Annotated in this window: 18 protein-coding genes and 1 riboswitch; of the genes, 6 read left to right on the top strand and 12 right to left on the bottom strand. The window is 44.8% G+C overall.

Going from position 1 to position 24,499, the window contains the following annotated elements:
- Positions 1 to 49: 49 nt before the first annotated feature.
- From atzF to CYL31_RS09055, 7 genes are all read right to left on the bottom strand, one after another.
- On the bottom strand, positions 50 to 1,891 hold the full coding sequence (gene atzF / locus CYL31_RS09085) for an allophanate hydrolase (RefSeq protein WP_249411746.1): 1,842 nt from the start codon (positions 1,889 to 1,891) through the stop codon (positions 50 to 52).
- Positions 1,888 to 5,508, bottom strand: coding sequence for an urea carboxylase (uca, locus tag CYL31_RS09080; RefSeq protein WP_212918588.1), 3,621 nt, complete (start codon positions 5,506 to 5,508; stop codon positions 1,888 to 1,890). Before uca ends, atzF begins: the two co-directional genes overlap by 4 nt.
- 256 nt (positions 5,509 to 5,764) lie before the next feature.
- A complete protein-coding gene (locus CYL31_RS09075) occupies positions 5,765 to 6,406 on the bottom strand; it encodes an urea amidolyase associated protein UAAP2 (RefSeq protein WP_212918587.1) in 642 nt (213 codons plus the stop codon).
- 2 nt (positions 6,407 to 6,408) lie between these two features.
- The gene (locus tag CYL31_RS09070) at positions 6,409 to 7,149 is read right to left on the bottom strand and encodes an urea amidolyase associated protein UAAP1 (RefSeq protein ID WP_212918586.1); all 741 of its coding nucleotides are present in this window, start codon (positions 7,147 to 7,149) and stop codon (positions 6,409 to 6,411) included.
- Between the two features lie 20 nt (positions 7,150 to 7,169).
- Positions 7,170 to 7,991: an ABC transporter ATP-binding protein gene (locus tag CYL31_RS09065; RefSeq protein ID WP_212918585.1), complete on the bottom strand. Its 822-nt coding sequence runs from the start codon at positions 7,989 to 7,991 to the stop codon at positions 7,170 to 7,172.
- A complete protein-coding gene (locus CYL31_RS09060; protein ID WP_212918584.1) occupies positions 7,988 to 8,806 on the bottom strand; it encodes an ABC transporter permease in 819 nt (272 codons plus the stop codon). The genes CYL31_RS09065 and CYL31_RS09060 overlap by 4 nt, the downstream gene beginning before the upstream one ends.
- Before the next feature lie 62 nt (positions 8,807 to 8,868).
- Positions 8,869 to 9,921, bottom strand: coding sequence for a putative urea ABC transporter substrate-binding protein (locus tag CYL31_RS09055; protein ID WP_212918583.1), 1,053 nt, complete (start codon positions 9,919 to 9,921; stop codon positions 8,869 to 8,871).
- Positions 9,922 to 9,983: 62 nt separating this feature from the next.
- Positions 9,984 to 10,091, bottom strand: a riboswitch (guanidine-I (ykkC/yxkD leader).
- Positions 10,092 to 10,442: 351 nt separating this feature from the next.
- On the opposite strand from CYL31_RS09055, the gene CYL31_RS09050 reads away from it, so the two are divergent.
- From CYL31_RS09050 to CYL31_RS09040, 3 genes are all read left to right on the top strand, one after another.
- The gene (locus tag CYL31_RS09050) at positions 10,443 to 11,639 is read left to right on the top strand and encodes a DEAD/DEAH box helicase (protein WP_212918582.1); all 1,197 of its coding nucleotides are present in this window, start codon (positions 10,443 to 10,445) and stop codon (positions 11,637 to 11,639) included.
- 312 nt (positions 11,640 to 11,951) lie between these two features.
- Complete coding sequence (locus CYL31_RS09045; protein ID WP_249411745.1) at positions 11,952 to 12,779, top strand: M23 family metallopeptidase; 828 nt, start codon at positions 11,952 to 11,954, stop codon at positions 12,777 to 12,779.
- Positions 12,689 to 13,153, top strand: coding sequence for a bactofilin family protein (locus CYL31_RS09040; RefSeq protein ID WP_212918580.1), 465 nt, complete (start codon positions 12,689 to 12,691; stop codon positions 13,151 to 13,153). Before CYL31_RS09045 ends, CYL31_RS09040 begins: the two co-directional genes overlap by 91 nt.
- Before the next feature lie 26 nt (positions 13,154 to 13,179).
- On the opposite strand, the gene rho is transcribed toward CYL31_RS09040, so the two are convergent.
- Complete coding sequence (rho, locus tag CYL31_RS09035) at positions 13,180 to 14,136, bottom strand: transcription termination factor Rho (protein WP_212918579.1); 957 nt, start codon at positions 14,134 to 14,136, stop codon at positions 13,180 to 13,182.
- 201 nt (positions 14,137 to 14,337) lie between these two features.
- Here rho and CYL31_RS09030 point away from each other — a divergent pair, with 201 nt between their 5' ends.
- Positions 14,338 to 15,888: a sensor domain-containing diguanylate cyclase gene (locus tag CYL31_RS09030; protein WP_212918578.1), complete on the top strand. Its 1,551-nt coding sequence runs from the start codon at positions 14,338 to 14,340 to the stop codon at positions 15,886 to 15,888.
- Here the strand turns inward: CYL31_RS09030 and CYL31_RS09025 are convergent.
- The gene (locus tag CYL31_RS09025) at positions 15,885 to 17,414 is read right to left on the bottom strand and encodes an FAD-dependent oxidoreductase (protein ID WP_249411744.1); all 1,530 of its coding nucleotides are present in this window, start codon (positions 17,412 to 17,414) and stop codon (positions 15,885 to 15,887) included. The two genes, CYL31_RS09030 and CYL31_RS09025, sit on opposite strands and share 4 nt — an antisense overlap.
- 243 nt (positions 17,415 to 17,657) lie before the next feature.
- Here CYL31_RS09025 and acnA point away from each other — a divergent pair, with 243 nt between their 5' ends.
- Entirely contained in the window at positions 17,658 to 20,402 is a 2,745-nt protein-coding gene (gene acnA / locus CYL31_RS09020; RefSeq protein ID WP_212918577.1) for an aconitate hydratase AcnA, read from the top strand.
- Between the two features lie 117 nt (positions 20,403 to 20,519).
- Here acnA and CYL31_RS09015 read toward each other — a convergent pair whose 3' ends face one another.
- On the bottom strand, positions 20,520 to 21,005 hold the full coding sequence (locus tag CYL31_RS09015; protein WP_212918576.1) for a GNAT family N-acetyltransferase: 486 nt from the start codon (positions 21,003 to 21,005) through the stop codon (positions 20,520 to 20,522).
- A 518-nt stretch (positions 21,006 to 21,523) separates the two neighbouring features.
- On the opposite strand from CYL31_RS09015, the gene xylA reads away from it, so the two are divergent.
- Positions 21,524 to 22,843 carry a xylose isomerase gene (gene xylA, locus CYL31_RS09010; RefSeq protein WP_212918575.1) on the top strand — a complete coding sequence of 440 codons (1,320 nt, stop codon included), beginning with the start codon at positions 21,524 to 21,526 and terminating at the stop codon, positions 22,841 to 22,843.
- 104 nt (positions 22,844 to 22,947) lie between these two features.
- Here the strand turns inward: xylA and CYL31_RS09005 are convergent, their stop codons facing one another.
- Together CYL31_RS09005 and CYL31_RS09000 are read right to left on the bottom strand one after the other, a co-directional pair.
- Entirely contained in the window at positions 22,948 to 23,388 is a 441-nt protein-coding gene (locus CYL31_RS09005; RefSeq protein ID WP_212918574.1) for an RbsD/FucU family protein, read from the bottom strand.
- Between the two features lie 45 nt (positions 23,389 to 23,433).
- Complete coding sequence (locus tag CYL31_RS09000; protein WP_212918573.1) at positions 23,434 to 24,498, bottom strand: ABC transporter permease; 1,065 nt, start codon at positions 24,496 to 24,498, stop codon at positions 23,434 to 23,436.
- Position 24,499 lies beyond the last annotated feature (1 nt).

The raw sequence follows: 24,499 nt of genomic DNA, 5'->3' as shown, positions 1-24,499 counted from the left end.
CGCTAGAAAAGTGGCTTTTTTATTCTCGTTCAATCCCCACTGAATAAGACTATCTCAACGATGCCAAATACGCTCTCCAGCCGTTCAGGTGGGTGATATCTTGTGCGCCTTCGATTCCATATGGCTCGCAGATAAAGCCTGCCACTTGGCTGCCGTCGGCGAGTTTTATTTTGCCAATGCCGAGTGGTGCGGGGATGCCTGCAACGAAGCTACCGAAGTTTGCTGTTGGTACGGACCAGATTTCTACTTCGATGGCGTCGCCCTTGTCTTGATCAAGGATCAATCCTGGACGAAGCGGTGGCCCACCAGCCAGTGCGTACATACGATAATTCGGGGCTGTGGTGGTTTTGGCTTTTAGGGTGGCACCACGTTCTGTTAATTGCCTGTTCAGCGGCTGACCTTCTAAATGCGCGCCACATACCATGACATCGATGGTTTGATTATTGCCAACTGGTGTCGTGTTGCTCGGCATCGCCATTGCCTCTAAAGCCCCTTTTTTCATTGGAAGCGCTTGCTGAATGCGGTTAGCAATCGACATCAACATACGATCACTAAAAGTCGGCCCAACGAGCGTGATACCAAATGGCATGTCGTTATCTGTCATTACCGTCGGTACGGCGATGGAAGCCAAGTCAATCAAGTTCATAAAGTTGGTGTAATAACCCAACTCACTATTTCGTTTAACCGGCTCTGCTAGCATTTCTGCCACGGTAAAGTGACGACCTGCCGTTGGCGTAAGCAAACAATCGACCTGCGCCATTTGCGCTAGGCAAATTTGCTTCAAATCATTAATGCGATATTGTGCTTTAAACAATGATGTTGCTGGCGGTTTGCCACCCGGTGCGATGATCTCGCGTACCACAGGGAAAATCGCATCTGGGTTCTCATCGATTAATGGCTGAGTAGCAATATAACGCTCGGATACCCAAGGACCTTCGTACAAAAGTTGGGCGATTTCATCGAACGGCGCATAGTCGATCTCTTGGAAAGCAAAGCCCTGTTCTTTCAATAAATCCAAAGTTTGCAAATACGCTTTTTCGTAGCTTTCGTCACCGAAGAATTTCAATTGATGAGCTGGAATCACGCCGACTTTTAACGACCCCGTACGTAAACCATAATGACGCGCTTGGTTATCAAATGGGTTCTGACGGCTGTAGCCGTCTCTCTCATCAAAACCTTCAGCCACTGCTAAGGCGATGTTGGCATCGTCTGTGTTGTAGGCAAAAATCGTCATACAATCCAAACTACGACAAGCCGGCAACATCCCCGTAGCCGATAACAAACCGATGCTCGGCTTCACGCCAACCAAGTTATTGAAACAAGCCGGAATACGACCGGAACCGGCCGTATCTGTCCCTAAGCTGAAACTAGCCAAGCCAAGCGCCACAGAAACCGCTGAACCAGAACTGGAACCACCACTGATATAGTCGTAATTAAACGAGTTATGGCACGCGCCGATGGGCGAGCGCGTACCATTTAACCCCGTCGCGAACTGATCCAAATTGGTTTTACCGACAGGAATCGCGCCAGCATTAATCAGCTGTTGTACTACGTGAGACGATTCTTTTGGCGTGTAGGCAAAGGCTTCGCAACCCGCTGTGGTTGGAATGCCTGCCAAATCGATATTGTCTTTAATGGCAAACGGAATCCCCCACAAAGGATGGGACGCCATGTCTTTGTCTTTTAACGCGTCCAGCCAAACCGCTTGCTCGACTTCGCTTAATAAATGAATCCAAATATTGTGATCCGCATACTCAGCCGCGCGCTCACGAATGTCCGCCATCACACTGGCTGGTGTGGCAGCGCCTGTTTTATAAGACTCGCGCAATGCACTAAATCCCATGTCCAATGTGTTCTCACTTGTATCGTTCGTCGTCATACTGATGCTCATGCTTCTTTCTCCACTAATTCTTCCAAAACAACAATGGCTTGGCCGGCGTTGACGCGGCTACCGTCTTTTAGTAACAAATCCGATACCACGCCTGCGGCGGGTGCGTAGATAGGAATTTCCATTTTCATGGATTCTAAAATCACCAGAAGCTGCCCCGCCTGTACTTGATCGCCTTCTTTCACTTGGGTTTGCCAAACACTGCCTGACACAGGGCTATCGACGACGGTAGCGTCTTCGTTCCAAGTGATGTCGCTGGCGACGGCTTCGGTTTCGTCCGTATCAAAATGGAACTGTCCATTGGCGTGCCAGCGCGCTAACTCCGCCTCAAAAGCTTGATTACGCACTTGCTTGAATTCATCAATGTTGTTTTGGTTTTCATCAATAAAGCTTTGGTAGTCAGCCAAAGAAAAGGTGCTCTCCTCAATGCGAATACCATAGTTATCGTGCGGGAAGTCTTTACGGATTTGATCCAACTCTTCATGGCTCACTTCATAGAAACGAATCTGATCAAAGAAGCGCAACAACCAAGGCTTGGTAAACGCGCTTGTTTGGCGATAGCGATTCCACATTTGCAACGTACGACCGACAAATTGATAGCCGCCAGGGCCTTCCATGCCATATACACACAAGTAAGATCCACCGATACCAACGGAATTTTCCGCTGTCCATGTACGCGCAGGATTGTATTTAGTCGTCACCAAACGGTGTCGTGGGTCAACTGGGGTCGCAACGGGGGCACCAAGGTACACATCCCCCAAGCCCATCACCAAATAACTGGCACTGAACAGTATGTCTTTCACATCGTTAATACTGTCTAAGCCGTTAATACGACGAATAAATTCTAAGTTACTTGGACACCAAGGGGCATTCGAGCGTACAGATTGGGCATATTTATCGATGGCTTCTTGGCAGGCCTTATCATCCCAAGACAGTGGCAAATAAACCGTTCTAGAGGGAACTGTCAGTTCATCAAGCTGGCTACTCAAGGCTTGCTCAGCTGACTCCAAATGGTCCAATAAATCGGTGTAGCTCAAATACTGGCTGTCGTAGTGAATTTGCAAAGAGCGAATCCCTGGAGTGAGTTCTCGCATGCCTTTTAATGGGTTTTTCTCTAACCATTGCATTAAAGCATGAGCGCGGAAACGTAAGCGGATATCTAACATTTGCTCGCCATATTCCACCAGCAAGAAATGATCGCCCGCAGCACGATAAACAATTTCATCGCCAAAACGATCTGCCGATAGGGTTTTCAGAATCGGCGTCTGCACTTCACAAGAGGCAATGTTTCGCTCAAATGCAGCTAGATTAGCCAAGCCTTCATTTTGCGAGGCTTCTAACGCCACAGCGTCTTCTAAGGTCACAGGAATAAAACGAATTTTATCGCCAGCACGTAATTGACCCAGCTTCCAAAGATCCGCGGTAATCACAGTCGCAGGACAAACAAAGCCACCAAGAGACGGACCATCTGGACCAAGAATCACCGGCATGTCACCCGTAAAATCTACACTACCAAAGGCATAGGCGTTATCGTGAATATTAGATGGGTGCAAACCTGCTTCGCCACCGTCGTTGCGCGCCCATTTCGGTTTTGGGCCAATCAAGCGAACACCGGTTCGGCTGGAGTTATAGTGAATTTCCCAGTCCGTGCCGAAGAACATTTCTATGTCTTCTGCCGTAAAGAAATCAGGCAAACCATGAGGGCCGTAAATCACACGTAATTCATGCTGATTGCCCAGCACAGGAACTAACTCAGCAGGTAAAGCGTTAGAAAACAATGAACCCTGAGATTCAAGAGTATGCAGCACATCGCCTGTTTGAATAGCGCGACCATTGTGTCCGCCAAATTGCCCTAAGGTGAAAGTCGATTTTGAGCCCAAATAATCTGGGCAATCAAAGCCACCCGCTACGGCCAAATACGCCCGTGCGCCTTGTTCTTTGATTCGGCCCAAGGTTAAGATCTCACCCGCTTTGATGGTCACGACTTGGTTTTGCTCAATCACTTGTCCATCGACCTTCGTGTCAATCATAGCACCACAAACCACCACGCGCGTTTCAAAACTGAACTTCAAGCTCGGCCCTTGCAGAGTAATTTCCATAGCAGCGGCGGAATCAGGATTGTTAAGCAAGCGATTTGCTAAGCGGAAATGATAATTATCGAACGGGCCAGACGGTGGTACGCCCACATTCCAATGGTGCTGACGACCAGGAAAATCTTGCAGCGTGGTTTGTGTGCCGCCACTTAAAACGTCAATGCGCGCAGGCTGATAAGCAAACTCGTTGAGGTAACGAGTGCTAACTTCACCGCGTAATAACACAGGGTCGGTCACCAAGTTTTTCAGGTAATCAAGGTTGGTTTCTGTGCCATATAACCTGCAATCCTCTAGCGTGGCTTTTAGTTTGGCAAATGCAGCGTCACGATCCTCTTGATAAACAATCACCTTGGCAAGCATGGGGTCAAAATAAGGTGATACCTCAATACCCGTTTCGATCCATGAGTCGATACGAACGCCAGCATTTTTTTCCTCTACAGGCCAAGCAACCTGACTCAATAAGCCAGCACAAGGCTGAAAATCTTTATAAGGATCTTCCGCATATAAACGCACTTGCACCGCATGGCCATGCGCTTTAAGCGAAGTACGTTTCTCTTCCAGCGCAAGGTCTTCACCAGCGGCAAGGCGCACCATCCATTCCACTAAATCCACACCATAGACCATTTCGGTAACGCCATGCTCAACCTGCAAACGGGTATTTACTTCAAGGAAATAGAATTTATCTGTGTCCATATCGTAGATAAACTCTACCGTACCGGCGTTACGGTACTGAACAGACGACAATAATAATTCGGCGGTTTGATGAAGTTGTTTACGTACGTCGTCGGTTAAATTTGGCGCAGGACATTCTTCGACAACTTTTTGGTTACGACGTTGGCTGGAACAATCACGTTCGCCCAGCGCTAATGCGCCGCCTTTACCATCGGCAAAAATCTGCACTTCGATATGACGGGCGCGAGCAATAAATTTCTCTAAAAAAACGCCATCGTCGGCAAAGTTATTGGCACCTAAACGACGCACGGAATCAAAGTTGTCTCGTAGCCCTTTCTCATCGTGGCATAAATACATACCAATGCCACCGCCACCCGCCGTGCTTTTTAGCATCACAGGGTAACCAATCTCGCAGGCAATTTGGCAGGCACTTTCTAAATCGGTAAGCAATTCAGAGCCTGGCGATAATGGCACATTGGCTTTTTGCGCCAATTCGCGTGCTCTGTGTTTCAGACCAAACTCCACCATCTGTTCGGCGGTGGGGCCAATAAATGCAATGCCTTCTTCTTCACAACGACGCACAAAGGTCGCGTTCTCGCTCAAAAAACCATAGCCTGGATGAATCGCCTGAGCGCCAGATTGTTTGGCTATACGCAGGATTTTCTCCATATCCAAGTAGGTGTCGCTGGCACCACCCTCGCCTAAGGAAAAAGCTTCGTCGGCGCGCTTAACGTGTAGGCTTTTGGCATCGGATTCGGCATACACGGCCACCGAGCCAATCTTCATTGTGTTGAGGGTGCGAATAATACGTGTCGCGATGGCGCCACGGTTGGCAATTAATACCTTGTTAAACATAGTTCAACCTTCGCCGGGCCGTCCCGGAGCGAGATAAACATCAGTGGTCGTCCACTGAGCTGACTAAAATTATCGACTCTATCGGTCGTGACAGAGTGCTTTATGACAGAGAGCTTCATTAACAAAGCCAGTATTAAACAAGCCATGCCCATGGATGGGCATACTAGGCCATCAAATACAGGGATGTATTTTGGCCGGCGGTTTATATACAGGCTTTGTTATAAACTTCGTACTGGCGCAAAATTCAGCAATACTATTATTTATCCCAAACGAGCATGTCGACTGGTGTTGGGTTATAACCGTTACAAGGGTTATTTAATTGCGGACAGTTTGAAATCAGCACGACGATGTCCATTTTGGCGACCATTTCCACATATTTACCTGGTGCAGAAATACCGTCTTCAAAGGTCAAACCACCCGCTTCCGTAACAGGCACATTCATAAAAAAGTTGATGTTGTGACTAATGTCACGCTTCGATAAACCAAACTCTGGGTTTTCAGCAATCGCCAACATCCAACTATCTCGACAAGCGTGCATACAGCGTTTTTCCAAGTCGTAACGCACAGTATTACTTTCCGTCGCGCAAGCGCCGCCCAAGGTATCGTGACGACCACAGGTATCGGCAACGATTTCCAACATGACATTGTTTTCATTAGAACGAATCTCAGACCCAGCGGTTAAATACACATTGCCTTGTTCGCGAATGGTGTCCGTTGCGCTGTAACGCTCGGCAGGATCATTGGCGTTGTAAAACAAGGTATCTGCCGCTTGGTTGCCTTCTAAATCAACAATCCGAAAGGTGCTGCCAGCTTTCACGACGCCAATAAAGTAATCACCTGCATCAATATGGTAAGTTGTGTTAGCGCTTTCTGGGGTTAATTGACTTTCTTTAATCATAATTAGGCCTCCGCGCCAGTGTCTGTGCTCATATCGGCACCAAGGTAATAGAGTTCGTTGTTGGCAAAACCACGTTGATTTTCAGGACGAGACATTTTGCACAAATCGTCTTCTGCCACTGGCGTGGCTTTCTCTAACAGAATAGAAATCGGCTTTTTGGGGTAGCTGGTTGCTTTGTTTAATGGATGCGGACAAGTATGCAGCATTACTAAGGTGTCCATTTCAAAGCGTAAGGTAACGCTGGAACCCGCTGGACTATTGCCTTCCACTAACGACATATTGCCGTCAGCATCGGTACCAACTCGGCTAAACAAGTTTAAATTCGCAGCAATATCGGCTTTAGTTAGACCGTATTTAGCCATTTCCACTAACATGGCGTCGTGACCATTTTGCATCCAACCATTGCGGTCGTTTTGATAATCACGCTTGCCCCATTTCGCCTCGATATGCGAAGCATGACTATTACCACTGACCGTCTCGTGCCAACCAATGGTGTCTTCAATGATGGAAGCAAATATGCGCCCCATATCGGAGTACAAACAATGACCTTTGGTCAGTTTAAAAGTATGTTGACCTTTTAAGGTATCGGGCGCGTTGTAACGCTCCAAAAGGTTTTCTGGGTTATAAAACACCATACCAACATTGGCATCGCCTTCAATATCGGTCAGGGTCATTTGCATTCCGCGACGCACGCGAAGCGACCAATGGCTCGCGGCTGGAATAATGGTTTCGTATTTGTTCATAATGTCTTTTCCTCTGCGTTCTATTCCATACTCGAAATGGGCTGCTCCGCCGTATTAAGCGGTCGAATACGTTGATCTATTTCTTCAAAAAGTGGCGTTGCCGTATGCCCGACGGGCAAGTCATAGGTAATAGAGGCGCCATAAGCATTAGGGGAATGAGGATCATGACGCAGCTTGTCGAACACCCATAAACGTGTGCCGAGGTAGAAACCTTCTTTCAGGTCATGAGTGACCATAAAAATGGTCAACTTGTGCTTGCGCCATAATTCCAACACCAAGGTATGCATATCTGCACGAATACCAGGATCCAGTGCGCCAAAAGGTTCATCCAGCAGTAAAATTCGTGGTTTACAGATCACCGCTTGAGCAATGGCAAGACGCTGCTTCATGCCACCCGATAATTCGTGTGGATAGCGGTGCAAAGCATGACCTAGACCCACTTGTTCTAGCATTTCACTGGCCTCTTGCTTGGCCGCTTTTTTCTCTTTGCCAAACAAGTAGCCGGTAATAGACGATTTTTGAAACCCTTTTGCAGCGATGACGTTTTCCAACACAGTCATGTGCGGGAAAACAGAGTATTGCTGAAACACAATGCCGCGATCCGAGCCAGGCTCATTCGGAATCGGCTTACCATCCAGAAGCAATTCGCCTTCTGTGGCCGATTCAATGCCCAAAATCATTTTCAAGAAAGTACTTTTGCCGCAACCAGATGCACCAACTAAGGTAATAAACTCACCCTCTTCGACATTGACATTAACCCGTTCAAGAATGACATCTTGGCCGTAGCGTTTGCCGATGTTTTTGGCTTGAATCATCGTTTCTTTTGATGCTGTCTTGCTCATGATTTTGCCTCCAAACTCCAAGGAAAGAGTCGACGGTTTAATTTACTGAGTAAGAAATCCACCAAGAACGCCAAGAATGTAATCCACGCCACGTAAGGCAAAATCACATCCATAGACAAATAACGGCGCACCAAAAATATCCTGTACCCAAGACCATCTGTTGACGCAATGGCTTCCGCCGCGATTAAAAACAACCAGCCAGCCCCTAAAGACAAGCGAATCGCATCAATCAATTTCGGCATAATTTGCGGCAATACCACACGGATCAGAATCTGGCTTGTACTCGCCCCCAAGGTTTGTGCTTTAACCAGTTGTTCTGCTGGAATTTCCTGTGTACGACGTTGAATATCTCGAGCGATAAAAGGTGTTATTCCTATTGCGATCAAGGTGATTTTTGATACTTCACCAAGGCCAACAACAATAAATAATATCGGTAGCAAAGCCAGTGGCGGCACCAATGACACCACGGTTAGTAAAGGCGAAAAGCCCGCAGCAAAAATAGGCAAAGCGCCTGTTAATAAACCAACAAACAATCCGACGAATCCCGCAATAAGCACGCCCAATCCCAAGCGCATCAAGCTACTTGTGGTATCTTGCCAAAACAGCAATTCCCCCGAACGCTTGCTTGGCTCAAACGCCATGCGATACATGGATTCACCCATTTGGCTAAACGCAGGCAGAAGCTTGTCATTTGGGTTAATGGCTAATCGCGCATCGGAACTCACCATGTACACTATGATTAATAAGGCGAATGGCAGCAGCCCAAGTAAGATAGTGTTGGTTCGGTTTGGCTTATAATTTATAAGTTTTTTCATGCTTTTATCCCATGGCGCTCCACTTAAACATCCTTAATAAACAGAGCGTTTACTTTGGATGGTTACAGTTGGCCGTCAGCTGCCATTTGCATGTAAGTTGGGTCAAAGCGAAGTTTGATGTAATCAGGGTTACCAAACACACCTGCTGGTGTCTCAATACCAATGGCACCCGCATCTGGTGCGCCATCGCCTAATAAGCCATGATCAAAGGAGAATTGTGCAACATGCTGCATGGTTGCAATCAGCTCTTTGCTGTTAGTCAAAGCCAATGCAGATTGTGGTGTATAAAACATTTTCGTGCTGGCTAGTTGAGAGTCGTAACCTGCTAAATCCGTTTCAGAGGCTTCTGCCATGGCGGTACGAGCATCGATTGCCGCTTGATCATTGCCATTCATCAATGCCATGACTTCATACCAAGCACCGACTAATGCCTTCCCTAAATTAGGATTTGCCTTCAGCGTATCCGTATTAGCAACGAGCATATCGATGATTTCACCTGGGATTTGTGAAGAATCAAACACCTTGTTTGAATTCGGCATAGAGGTGATTTCACTTAACAATGGATTCCACGTCACTACTGATGTCACGTCACTTGTACCATATATAGACACCATGTCGGCATCAGAGGTATTGATAACATTGACATCCGCTTCGCTCATACCAACAGAATCCAATGCTCGAGCGAGCAAGTAATGAGACACACTCAATTCAACCAAGTTGACATCTTGGCCTTTAATATCGGCTAACTTCTTTTTGTCTTTTAAGATAACGGCGTCATTACCGTTTGAGAAATCACCAACAATTAATGCCGTACTATCAACACCGCCAGCAGCGGGAATCGTTAGCGCATCCATATTGGTCATAGCACAGGCATCAAACTGGCCTGCGGTGTATTGGTTGATAGATTCGACGTAATCGTTGATTTGCACTACATCGATATCGATGCCGTATTTATCACCCCATTTTTTGACAATATCTTCTTGTGCAGCGTAGGCCCAAGGCATCCAACCCACATAGATAGACCAACACACTTTAAATTTATCGGCAGCAAAGGTGTTTGCAGACAGGAGAAGCGTAAACAGTAAAACGGTTACTTTTTTTGCGGAGTATTTCATTGAAGTTACCTTTTCAGTTTGTTTAATTACACACGGAGTACCCTTGGCAATATCGCCATGTGGTCTCCCGGGCTTTTGTCCCGCCGTGTAACCCTGAAACTGTCAAGGTCGAAAGCTCTCGGACCAGTCACTTCGACCAAATCGAAATCGGAACCCTAGCTCTCTATTGGTAATCTAAATTGTGATGTCCGACTTTCCAAGGGTACGAACACTTCAGTAAAAGCAGATACTGTGCCAACAATTATATATTCTTGTTTTGCATAAATTATTTAATAATATTGTAGAAATAACTAAAGAGAGAACACTCAAAAATGAACTAAATAAGATCATCAAAATTGAAACGCACTATAAAAAAGCACACCTAATTTGTTTGTAATGCTTGTATTTACCCTAACGAAATTAGTCGTCATCCATAACAATCAGGCTAATTACAACTTTCAAACAACCAACGACGACTTTTACGTTATACTGCACCATCTTTTCTTTTCGACACACCTTACGACAATCTGTCAGAGCACCTTATGCCATTTGCAAAACTAGGATTATCCAGTCCTCTTGTTCAAGCTATTACTGAACTGGGTTACAAAACCCCCACTCCAGTCCAGAAACAAGCGATTCCCATCATCCTTTCAGGTAAAGACTTAATCGCCACAGCACAAACAGGAACAGGTAAAACCGCTGCTTTTGTCCTGCCATTGCTAGAACGATTCACTAAAGCAGGAACACTTCGCGGCAAACGCATCCGTGTACTGATTCTCGTGCCTACTCGTGAGTTAGCGGTTCAGGTTGAAGCAAGTGTGGCTCAATACGCTAAACACACCAAGCTGACCTCTATGGCCGTGTATGGTGGTGTGGATACCGAAGCTCAAAAAGAGCGTTTAATTGAAGGCGTTGATATTCTGGTCGCCACTCCAGGCAGATTGCTCGATTTGGCTCATCAGCGTGCGCTGCACTTTGATGAACTGAAAGTCATGGTGTTGGACGAAGCAGACAGAATGGTCGACATGGGTTTTGTTGGCGATATCAACAAGATCATGGAACGCTTACCTGAAAACCGTCAGAACTTATTGTTCTCAGCAACAATGACAGACGATGTTCGCGCCCTTGCCTATGATTTTTCAGACAGTAAGATGACTGACCTAGCGGCTGAAATCTCAATTTCTCCTAACGTACGCGCGGCAAAAAATATCAAACAGTGGCTAATCACTGTCGATAAAGACACCAAGTCAGCCCTATTAAGTCATTTGATTAACGAGCAAAAATGGGATCAGGCACTTATCTTTATCGAGAAAAAACACGGTGCCGCTAAGCTCGTCGATCAATTAGCAAAACGTGGCATAGTCGCTGATTGTATTCACGGTGATAGAAGCCAAGCCATGCGTGAAAAGATTTTGGCGCAATTCAAATCTGGCGAACTAAAATACCTAGTCGCAACAGGCGTTGCTGCTCGTGGTCTGGATATCGGTGAATTAAGCCGTGTGATCAATTACGACTTGCCGTTCAAACCAGAAGAATACATCCACCGCATTGGCCGAACAGGTCGTGCTGGCGCATCTGGCGAAGCTATTTCTTTCGTTGCCATGGGTGACTTTAAAAACCTTTGCGCCATAGAGAGCCGACTAAAGCACATCATTGACCGCAAAGAGATTGACGGTTTCCCTGTGAGAAAAGTCGTTCCAATCTCAATTCTGAATTACGTTCGCAAGGCAAACCGTTAAAGTTACGCCTTGTTGTATGTTTTTATAGAAGATCCGCTTTAGGTAGAGCTTTCTACCTAAAGCAATCTCCCCCCTTTACGATAACCTGAAAACACATGCATAAAAAGTGCACTTATGCATACAAAAGTTTACAAAGATAGGCGCTTTGCTGTATATCTAAGCTATGAATTATGATGTTGGTAAAAAAGTAAAACGATGAAAGACAATATAACGGTATCCATTTCTTCAGTTGATGGAACAAAACACTTTAGTTTCGGAAAACGGACACGTCATACATTCAAATTTTTCAGTTACATTATTTTCCTTGCGATCTTGCTTACTGCAGGAATCATTTACTACTTAGTTAACGATGCAGAATATTCAAAACTTAAATTACTCGAACTGGAAAATAAATCTTCCTCTTTGACCAAAGAAATATCCTCGCTTACTGCATTAAAACTAAGTTTGGAAGCAGATCTATCGGAACGAGAAGAACGTATTCAGGGAGTCTCTGATCGGCTAAATGATTTAGAGAAAGTTCTTGGCATGGATGATCAAGAAAATGTTGAACTTGAATCAAGACTAGATACGGCCGCAATGAACTCATCATTGCGAATTGCCATGCTGACGCAAATACCAAGCGGACCACCAGTAAAAGATGCCAGAACCTCGTCAGGTTATGGTTCAAGACAACACCCAGTGCTTGGCACAATAAGGATTCACCGTGGCCAAGACTTCGCGGTAAATACAGGAACGCCTATTTATGCGCCAGCGGACGGAACAGTAGAAGTAACCAGACCCAGTAACGAAGGCTCAGGGAACTTCTTGCGTTTATTACATGGATACGGATTTTCCAGTTCTTACTCACACATGAGTAAATTTGCTGTTAACAAGGGCGATTTTATCAGAAAAGGCGATTTGATCGGTTATTCAGGCAACAGTGGATTAACCTCAGGACCGCACTTACATTATGAAATACGCTTCATTGGACGAGCGCTAGATCCCAAGCCCTTCATAGTTTGGGATGTTGATAACTTTGATACTATTTTTGAAAGTGTAAGGGGCATACGATGGGAATCTTTGGTGGGCAAAATAGAGTTAAGAGTCAGTCAGCAACTACAACTCTCATCGCAGAAGGCTGCACAATTAACGGGCACATAAGTGTCGCAAACCACTTACAAATAGACGGTAACGTCGAAGGCCAGATTGAAGCCAAAAATCAAATTAAAATTAGTACATCAGGTAATGTTCAAGGGGAAATAACTACAGAACGCCTGATCATTAATGGCAATTTTGAAGGCATCTGCCACGCAACCTATATTGAAATTTTAAGCTGTGGCCGAGTCAGTGGCACGGTTTACAGTGACAACTTGAGTATCGAACCAGGCGGAAAATTTATGGGGATCACCAACCCTTCTGACAAGGTCGTTGAAAAACAAGAAAGCCTAAGTAGCCTAGACGACATAAAAGAGATAGCTGATCAAGACCATCAAGAAGACAATATGGTCTTGATCAGTAAAAACAAAAACACCTAACTTAAAATCACTTTTGTAGTTAAGCGTTAACTAGGCGAAAAAGCCTTCAATAGTTCGGCATTGGTTGGATATTGTTGCAACAACTCAACCAATTTCTGAGCACCTTCAACCGGTTTAAGGTGCGTAAGCGAACGACGTAAGGCGCGCACCTTCTCAAGATCTTTCGCATCAATAAGCAATTCCTCTCGGCGTGTACTGCTTTTCGCAATATCGATAGCAGGAAAGATTCGATGACTCGCCGCTTCTCGTGATAATACAATCTCCATGTTCCCCGTGCCTTTGAACTCTTCAAAGATCACTTGATCCATTTTACTGCCAGTATCCACCAAAATAGTCGCTAGAATCGTTAACGACCCACCATTTTCTATCTTTCTTGCGGAGCCAAACAACTTACGAGGAATTTCTAAGGCTCTAGTATCAAGTCCACCAGACATGGTTCGACCACTACTCTTTCTGTCGGCATTATGGACCCGTGAGAGCCTTGTTAGAGAGTCAATCACAATCATCACATCATGACCTTCTCCCGCTTGCGTGCGAGCAATATCAAGCAAATCATCGGCGACTTTGACATGTTGGGCGTAACTTTCATCCGAAGACGAGGCATGCACTTCTGCTGATACACCACGCTTAAAGTCCGTTACTTCTTCAGGACGCTCATCGATAAGCAAGGCATAGAGTTTTATCTCTGGATAAGCCGTACCAACCGCCTGACAAATATGCTTTAACGTGGTCGTTTTACCTGAACCTGGGGGTGCAACAATCAAACCTCGTTGCCCCATACCGATTGGCGTAACCAGATCCATCGCTCGCATCGAAAGATGTTGAGAACCAGTTTCGAGACGAATACAGGGTGAAGGATGCACCGCAACACCATTTAGAAAACGTTTTTGCGGATCATTCGGATATAAATCCTCGGCCACTTCATCGACAGGGTTAGCGTCTGAAGATCGCTTACCTTTCAAACTTAATATTTTTCTCGTCATAATGTGGTCTTATAGTCTAGGATAATTATGTGTTTGATTTATTGATAAAAATAATACTACCTTACCATATAGCCGATGATTTTTTTACTGCTCATAATGCTTAACCTTCGTTATAATGGTGATAGATTAAATTTATAAAACAATAAAAAGCTCGTATCTACACTGACACAAGATTTCAGGCTTAGCACAGGGGGATACGCGTTGCTCCGCTTAGACTTACGGAAACTTTTTTTATTACTTACTATCGCAGCTGTGCTACTCACATTTGCCAATAGCTATTATGTGACCTACCAAGTTCAAAAGCAGTTACTGATCGACTCAACTCTTGAAGCCAATCGTGTTTACGCAGCTAAACTAGCAGAAACCACCAATAATTTTTTACAAAATGCTCAAAAGCAATTAGCTTACAGTGCAAATATTTTATCAACAGATTTTGATAACGAAGCACTTCTAGAGTCAGAAGCCAAAAGACTATATCAGCAATCAAGCTTCTTTAACTCTGTTTCAATTATTAATTCAAAAGCAATTATCACGACTGTTTTTCCACTTACAGTTCCTGTGAAAGGACTCTTATTACCAACTGAAGCACGCCAATCCTTTAATACTCGAAAACCAATAGTAGCAGATCCATTTCTATCGCCTTCTGGCAGTTATCTAGTCAGTATTTCTCATCCTATTTATACAAAGAATCGCGAATATTTAGGCTATATTGCGGGCACCATTTACCTACACCAAAACAATGTATTCTTTAACCTACTCGGCCAACATCCTTACAGTGACGGTTCTTATATCTATGTTGTAGACCGACACAAAGAAATAATTTATCACCTGCATAAAAATCGAATTGGAGATCATGTTCAAAACAACCCGGTTCTTAATGCCTCCATAGACGGTAAATCAGGCAGTGCTCGCGTTATAAACTCATTAGGTATATCTATGTTAGCTGGCTATGCACATATCGAACGAGCTGGCTGGGGAGTCATTACACAACGTCCTTTTGATAGTGTTATGGCTGAATTAGATGTGCAATTAACGGAAGTAATTTGGAGAAGCTTACCCGTATTACTATTAACACTTTTAGCTATTTGGGTCGCCAGTATATTTATTACAACGCCTTTACAAGCATTAGCGCACCACGCTAGCAACATGCACGATACTGATGCCGAGCATAATATTTTAAATATTAAATCTTGGTATTTTGAGGTTTATGAACTTAAACGCGCAATTCTTCGCGGTTTAGGCGCCTTGAATAACAAAATCAATCAACTAAATATAGACACTAATACCGACCCTTTGACAGGTTTGTACAATCGTCGCAGCTTAGATCAGATATTAGAACAATGGCGGGAAATCAAACAAAGCTTTGCTGTAATTGCGTTAGATATCGACCATTTCAAAGTAGTTAATGATCTGTTTGGTCATGATGTAGGCGATGAGGTTCTAAAGCAGTTGAGCTGGCTAATGAAAGAGACCTGCGATAAAAACGCGATCATTTTTCGTAATGGCGGAGAGGAATTCTTAATCCTATTACCATCGACCAAACAGTCTGTTGCGCATCTTTTTGCGGAGAAATTGCGTGTAAAAATTGCACAACATGAAATACCTATAGCAGGTAACATCACTGTTTCCTTAGGCATTTCATATTGGGATAGCAATAGCAACGATACAATTAAAATAACGCTCAAGAAAGCGGATATCGCTTTGTATCAAGCAAAACGACAGGGCCGAAATTGCTCTATCGTTCACAGCTAATTATCTAGTCTTTTTAAGGCTCGGCCTCTCGGCTCATCACCTTCATAAAGCACAATATCAGAATGCAAAAACTCGGCCGCCTCAGCGGAGCCTTCTACTTTAACTGCACTACGCTCTAACATTTCAGCTTCAAACTCGGTGAGAACACTTGATCGAATACCCGCTTCGCGCCACTGAGATTTTGACCAGCAGCCTTTGGATATTTCCCGAGCCAAGGCCAACGCATCCAACAAAGCCTGATTCGCCCCCTGACCTTTGAATGGACTCATCGGATGAGCCGCATCGCCAATCAGTGTCACTTTATCGCCTTTCTCTAGTAGTTCTGCAGTAAGTAATTCTCGGTCGTAAACCGGATAACCTGACACTTGTGCCGCTTGAGTAGTCGATAGAATCTGAGGAATAGGATCATGCCACTGAGTTCTGCGACAGGCTTCGTCTTTTAAAGCCTGAACACCTTGAGCACTCAAGGCTTTCGCGTCCTCTTCTGACATAGGGAAACTCAGTTGCCACATCACAGAATCAGCGTCATAAGGCATAATATAAATGCGTTCATTGCCATTAGCGGTTTGAAATACCGTTGCCGAATCTAACAAATCGTTCTCAAGACCATCTAAATCGGCCAAGGGGCAAATCCCCAAAATCACGATACAACCAAGATAGCGTAGAGGTGTTTTTTCCTCACCAATCAATAAACGGCGCACCGCACTGCGAATACCATCCGCACCAACAACAAGATCCGCCTTAGCGTGAGTTAACTCACCATCCACCAAAAAGCTGAGATAAACATCATCCCCCTCTTTAAAATCAACTAACTGATGCCCCCATTGTACGACATCGCGCCCACCTAACTGTTCAAGCAAGGCTGAGCGTAAAGACTGACGAGCAATGTGAATATTGGTTCGCTTTGGAGAGGTTGTCGCATCGGACTGCAGCCATTTTCTCATGCCCCATTCACCGACAACTTTCCCTTCCGGCGTATGAACAACGTGTCGAGTTGAAACCACACCTTTTTCTAACGAGAAAATGCCAAAGCCCTCAATCGCCTTGCTAGCTTGCTGCAAGGTCAAACCATAACCTTGCGAACGAGCATCAAAGCCGTGATCACGTTCATACAGCGTGAAAGGAATGCCGCGATGCAGACAAGCAACGGCCAAAGCTACGCCGCCTATACCGCCACCAATAATAGCAACATGAGGATATTTTTCAGTATCTGGTTCAGGGTAACTAACAGAGGCAACCAAGCCTGAGCCAGCACAATTTGAACAGGATTCAAGATGCCCTTTAGGCCGAACTGGAGCTGGCCCTTCGCCTTTCAATCTTTCAAATTCGCTCAACTCTTTTAGATAAAGCAAACGTACTTTTTTGCGCAACCTACGGCTTCTTTTACCACGCCCCTGACATTCTGGACAAACAGCCCAATTCGTCTTTTCATCTTCCAATTTATTTACTTCTTCTTTATGTAACCTGATTATGACTTTCGCTTTCAGAACGGAATCTAGTAACCAATCCAAGGAATGCTGTGGCAAATAGTACAATTGTATCCATGCGTTTTACTATTGCTGTAACAATTTAATGCGAAAAAATTAAGATTCTTTTCAATGACATCCGACTCATACACCGATTTTCAGCCATGAAACCTTAGAGTACTGGCGCCATGCGGTCGTGTAAGTAAAAAAGTGCTGCTACACTCTTAACCAACATCAATTTATCAACACATCACACTGTAGAGGTTTTTTAAGCTATCTGTCTAATAATCAAAGGGGAAAAAAATGAACAACAGTTTCGACACCCAGCAACAGATCACTGCTAATGGCGAGCAATTTCATATTCATTCCTTGAAAGGGCTTGGAGACAAAGCCAAGCAACTGCCGTTTTCTTTAAAAATATTACTCGAGAATCTACTGCGTAACGAAGATGGCGTTAATATTAAAGAGCAAGACATCCAAGCGTTATTAGATTGGGATCCTCAAGCGAAACCCTCCTCCGAAGTGGCTTTTACCCCTGCCCGTGTTGTCATGCAAGACTTTACCGGCGTCCCTGCCATTGTGGATTTAGCCGCCATGCGTGATGCTATGGAAAAGCTGGGCGGCGATCCTGCAAAAATAAACCCGCTATCACCAGCCGAACTGGTTATTGACCACTCTGTACAAGTCGATGGTTATGGCAATGCAGCGGCATTTAATTTAAATAGCAAACTGGAATACGAACGAAACCAAGAACGCTATGAGTTTTTGCGCTGGGGACAAACCGCCTTTGATAACCTGAAAGTCGTGCCACCAGCGACAGGTATTGTTCACCAAGTAAACTTAGAATATTTAGCTCGCGTGGTATTTAACGAAGAGCGTAATGGCAAAAAGTTTGCCTACCCAGACACGCTAGTGGGCACTGATTCGCACACCACCATGATTAACGGCTTAGGCGTGCTTGGTTGGGGTGTAGGCGGGATTGAAGCCGAAGCCGCTATGCTTGGCCAACCGATTAGCTTACTAATCCCTCAGGTCGTCGGTGTGAAATTAAGTGGCCGCCTACCTGAAGGCACCACAGCGACAGATCTCGTTCTTACTGTCACTGAAATGCTTCGTAACCATGGTGTGGTTGGGAAGTTTGTCGAATTTTACGGCGACGGCCTTGCCGACTTACCACTTGCCGACAGAGCCACTATTGCGAATATGGCACCAGAATACGGCGCAACCTGCGGGATCTTCCCTATTGATGATGAAACCATTAATTATCTTCGTCTAACAAACCGCGATGAACAGCAGCTTAACCTCATTGAAGACTACGCAAAACACCAAGGCCTATGGCGCAATGATGGCGATGAAGCCAACTATACCGATAAACTTGAACTTAAATTGAATGATGTTGTACCTAGTCTCGCCGGCCCTAAACGACCACAAGACAGAATAGCTCTTGATAAAGCGGGTGACATTATTCGAGATCATCTAAAAGGCTTTCAAGACGGAAGAATGACTCGTCAAAATAAAAGCAGTGAAGAACAAGCCAGAATAGAAGGTGAAGGCCCAGCCATTCATCCTGATGAATCCGTTGATGAAGCGCCAATAAAAGGCGCAGCCGTCGTCAATTTTAAAGGCCAAGAATTTGAATTGAATGACGGTGCCTGTGTGATTGCTGCCATTACCAGCTGCACCAACACCTCAAACCCAAGTGTTATTTTAGCGGCAGGTTTGGTCGCTAAAAAAGCCAAACAATTGGGTATTAATGTAAAACCTTGGGTGAAAACCTCATTGGCGCCAGGCTCTAAAGTCGTAACCGACTATTTAGAAAAAGCCGGATTAATGGATGATCTAGAAAGCCTTGGCTTTAACCTCGTCGGCTATGGTTGCACCACCTGTATTGGTAACTCTGGCCCACTAGCGAATGAGATATCCGACGCTATCCAAAAACACAAACTCATCGTGAGTTCTATTTTATCTGGTAATCGAAACTTTGAGGGGCGTATTCACCAAGACGTGAAAATGAACTTTCTGGCCTCTCCTCCCCTTGTTGTCGCCTACGCCATTGCAGGCCGTACCGATATAGATGTCTACAAGGAGCCTCTAACGCAAGACGCGAACGGTAAAGACATTTACCTGAAAGACATTTGGCCTAGTGTTAAAGAAGTCAGCGATCTCGTTAAAAACACCGTTACCAAAGACATGTTCGCCAAAAGCTACGCCAACGTATACGAAGGCGACAGCCACTGGCAGCAAATTCAAATACCAGATGGTAAACTTTACGACTGGGACAACGCGTCCACCTACATCAAAAAAGCCACTTTTTTTGATGGCATGAGCATCGATCCTCCGGGCATTCCAAGCATTAAAGGTGCTCGCTGTTTAGCCAAACTGGGCGACTCAGTCACCACCGATCATATTTCTCCAGCGGGTTCGATTAAGGCCGACTCTCCAGCCGGTTTATATCTGCAAGAACACGGCGTAGAAAAAGCGCAGTTTAATTCTTATGGCTCTCGCCGAGGCAACCATGAAGTTATGGTACGTGGGACTTTTGCCAATGTAAGACTAAAAAACCTACTGGCTCCTGGCACAGAAGGCGGTGTTACTCGCACTCAACCTGACAATAACCTAGCCAGTATTTACGATGCGGCAGTGAAGTATCAAGAAAACAATACGCCACTTATTATCTTAGCGGGTAAAGAATACGGCACTGGTTCATCGCGGGATTGGGCGGCTAAAGGCTCATTATTGTTGGGTGTAAAAGCTGTAATTGCAGAAAGTTATGAACGAATTCACCGCTCTAATTTAATTGGTATGGGCGTTTTGCCCTTGCAGTTTAAAGACGGTGACAGCCATGAATCACTTGGTTTAACGGGACAAGAACAATTTGATATAAATGGCTTGGACGATAATACCAATGAAGTCACCCTAGAGGCGACGAATAGCAAAGGTGAAAAAATACACTTTGGTGCTGACGTCCGAATAGATACGCCGAAAGAGTGGGATTACTACAAACATGGCGGTATTTTACAATACGTTTTACGCAGCATGCTCAACTAACCTGCCCTGCATTACCTATAGAAATATACCGCTCTATATTTAGAAACAAACTCCATCAGCCTAGCTAGTAATGAGCTAGGCTGACTTACTTATCATTCACAAGTTTATCTCTGAAAATCAAACTTTGGTTTGGCCAATTTTCTTAACCATATTAACGCTAACGGTTTCATAACCCATTTCAGCGTATAAGTTTTGTGCGGCATTATTGTGAGAAAACACATGTAAGCCAATATTAACGATATTATGCGTTGCCGCAAAATCTTCTATTTCCTTTAGAGCAAGCTTGGCATAACCCTGACGGCGATGCTCTGCCTTGATTTCTAAATCGTAAATAAACACCGTACTCGTGGTGCTACTGTTCTCTAATGACAACCATATCATACCGACTGTCTCATTCACTTCAGGTACTTTCATTTCAAAAAAATGATTGTTATCTGTTTCTATACCACGCGGTAACAGCCTTTCGATATCACGCCTAGATCGAGTTAATGATCCTGTTTTCTGCCAGCGGCCAGATTCCACATTTTCTCGTGCATACTGTACGATCAGCTCTTCGATATAAGAGGCAAAAAAGGGCTTTGACATTGACACCAAGAAAGACATAACGACTCCAATTCATACTAGACAAAACAAACTCACCTATTCAGTATTCATCATTTTTACAAAAACAGAAGCTTTATTTGCAGCATTTAGTCACCAAGCAAAACCCAACCCCTTGCTATTACTGGCTTCTAAAGGTGAGAGACTTGGTTTTCTCTTCGACTATTCCCCAACGGAATTTATCAACCCAAGCAACGCTGGCGTCTACACCACAGAAAACCTAGCACGCATGGCAGAACAGCTGAAACCAAACGGCGTATTCGCAAGCGTCGACTCCCACCTATTGCCCCTTGACAACCCGTTTCAAAGCGGACAATCAACTAACTCGGTTTATGTTTGTGTGAAGGAGTAAGGCAACTCTTACAAGTAACATGGCCGCTAGCCCCTAGTACTTATTCACTATTCGCCCCACTCTCCCAACAAATTCAATAACGCGCTCAGAAAATTTCGTAATTGAAGCAATCACCTAAACAAACAATCATTCGTAGGGATAAAAAATAACAATAGTCTGGAGTTCTGATATGAGCGAATTTTTCAAAACTGTGCCGGTTATCAAATACGAAGGTGCGGATTCAAGCAACCCTTTTGCTTTCAAACATTACGATGCGAACAAGATGCTAATGGGTAAAACCATGGCGGAGCATTTACGCGTGGCGGTGTGTTATTGGCACTCGTTCTGTTGGCAAGGTAGCGATGTCTTTGGCGCGAATACTTTTGATCGCCCTTGGTTTAAAGCTACATCTGAGATGGAAGCGGCAAAGCTAAAAACCGACGCGGCGTTTGAGTTTTTCACAAAGCTGGGTGTTCCCTACTACAGCTTTCACGATGTGGATGTCAGCCCAGAAGGCCGTTCAATCAAAGAATACATTAATAACTTTGCGCAAATGGTCGACGTTCTACAAGCCAAGCAAGAAGCCACTGGCATCAAGCTATTGTGGGGAACGGCGAATGCCTTTTCCAACCCAAGATATATGTCTGGCGCAGCGTCCAACCCGAACCCTGAAATCTTCGCTTATGCTGCGACTCAGGTGTTTCATGCGATGAATGCGACCAAAACCCTTAAAGGCGAGAACTATGTTCTATGGGGCGGCCGTGAAGGCTACGAAACTCTATTGAATACAGATCTAAAACGCGAACGCGCTCAGCTTGGTCGTTTCATGCAAATGGTGGTTGAGCACAAACACAAAATCGGTTTTGAAGGCACTTTGTTGATCGAACCAAAACCAGCGGAACCTACTAAACATCAGTACGATTACGATACTGCGACGGTATATGGCTTCTTAAAAGAGTTTGGCCTTGAAAAAGAGATCAAGGTCAATATTGAAGCCAACCACGCGACCTTGGCGGGTCACAGCTTCCACCATGAAATCGCCACGGCTTGTTCCTTGGGCATTCTTGGTTCCGTTGACGCCAACCAAGGCGACGCACAACTCGGCTGGGATACAGACCAATTCCCAACCAGTGTGGAAGAATACACGCTTGTTACTTATGAGATTCTAAAGTCTGGCGGTTTCAAAACGGGCGGTTACATGTTCGACACCAAGTTACGTCGTCAGTCGATGGATCTGGAGGATTTATTCCACGGTCACATTGGTGCAATGGATACCTTGGCGTTGTCATTAGAACGCGCGGTAAAAATGATCGAAGATGAAAAATTGGCGAACATTGTTGATCAGCGTTATGCGAAATGGAACGATTCTTTGGGTGCAGACATTTTAGCTGGCAAGCATACCCTGCAAGATCTGGCGGAATATGCTGAGAAAAACAACATCGATCCTAAACCAGTTTCTGGTCGTCAAGAGATGCTAGAAAACATGGTGAATGGCTACATCTTTAAATAAGAGTTTAAATAAGCCGTTAGATAAAAATTTAGCGGTTTAAAACAAAAAACACAGGCCAACGAAAGCTGACCTGTGTTTTTTATTACTTAATTTTACGAAAAATATTAAGAAAAGATCACGCCTTTCTTCAATAAAAAGCAGCCGTAACCTCGGCCTTCGCCAGTCACAACAAAAGCATAGGCTTGTTTAGCGGCTTCGTAAAAAGCAAAGCGCTCTAACGAGCCCATTTCAGCGTTGTCACTGTCAGCCACTTTTAATACGGCGGAGAATTCTTGCTGCACTTCTGGCATCACAGATTCGTCTTCACCGACCACTTGCATACGCGTCACAGGTTGATCAACGAAGGTATCTAATGGCAATACCGATAGAATCGCCTTTGCAGCTTGAATAACGTTCACGCCATCTAAACGAATAACGGGCTTTCCAGCCGCCATAGAAGCCGCAGGAAAGTTACGATCAACCAAAACGATGTCATCACCGTGGCCCATGGTGCGTAACACGTTCAGTAATTCACCACTTAACAAAGGATCTATATTTTTTAGCATGTTTTTTCCCTAATTACAGATAGGCTGAAAGCAAATATTGATAATCTATTTTTGCTGCACGATGGCGGCTTTATGCTGCAAGCGACTTTGTTTTTGATCGATGATGACAGCTAGAATAATCACCACACCTTTAATCACCATTTGCCAAAATTCACTCACGCCCATCATCACCAAACCATCGGCCAAAATACCAATAACAAAAGCGCCAATTAGCGTGCCCATAATGGTGCCGCGGCCACCAGCCAAAGAGGTTCCACCTAATACCACTGCGGCAATGGCGTTCATTTCAAAAGAGACACCTGTTGCAGGGTGGCTCGCGACCAATTGCGAAGATACAACGATGCCCGCAATCGCTGCACAAAAACCTGAAATGGTGTAAACCCAAACTTTGACGCTGCGAACTTTCACGCCAGACAATTCGGCAGAATGTTCGTTGTCACCAATAGCAAAAACATGGCGACCAAATTGCGTTCTTTTCGCGATGTAGGCAATCACACCAGCTAGGATAAACATCATCCAAATCGCGTAAGGCAGACCCAATAATTTAGCAGAACCAATCAATTCAAAACCCGTATTGCCAAGTTGTTCATTTCCAGACAAACCGGTAAAAGTTTCACCACCAGACAACAACATGGACGCGCCACGAACGATATACATGGTGCCCAAGGTACAAATGAAAGGCGCGACGTTATAACGCGTTATCAAGATGCCATTTATCGCGCCAATCAAACCACCGATAACCAAGACAATAGGCACAATCAGCCAAACGCTTGGAAAAATAGCGATACCAAAAATAGGTAACACGATCCCTTTGGTAATCAACCAACCCGCGACCATGCCACAAAAGCCCAGAATCGCGCCGATTGAAAGATCAATGCCTGCGGTAATAATGACGAAGGTAATACCAAGTGCCAAAAAGGCGTTGATGGCAATATGCTTAACCATGATGACCACGCTACTTGCCACCAAAAAGCCCGGCACCATAAAGGTGAAGAACGCCAGAATTAAAAATAACGCAATAAAGGTTCGCATTTTTAGTGCAAGTAATAACAAGCTTTCGCCGGAAAAAACAGACGATTGTTGAGATGCAGTATTTTGAGAAGTTTTCATA

Origin of the sequence: Marinomonas sp. A3A (assembly GCF_018336955.1) — a bacterium.
GTDB lineage: Bacteria > Pseudomonadota > Gammaproteobacteria > Pseudomonadales > Marinomonadaceae > Marinomonas > Marinomonas lutimaris.
Note: the sequence above shows the minus strand (reverse complement) of the source record. Positions and strands in the feature narration are given on the sequence as shown.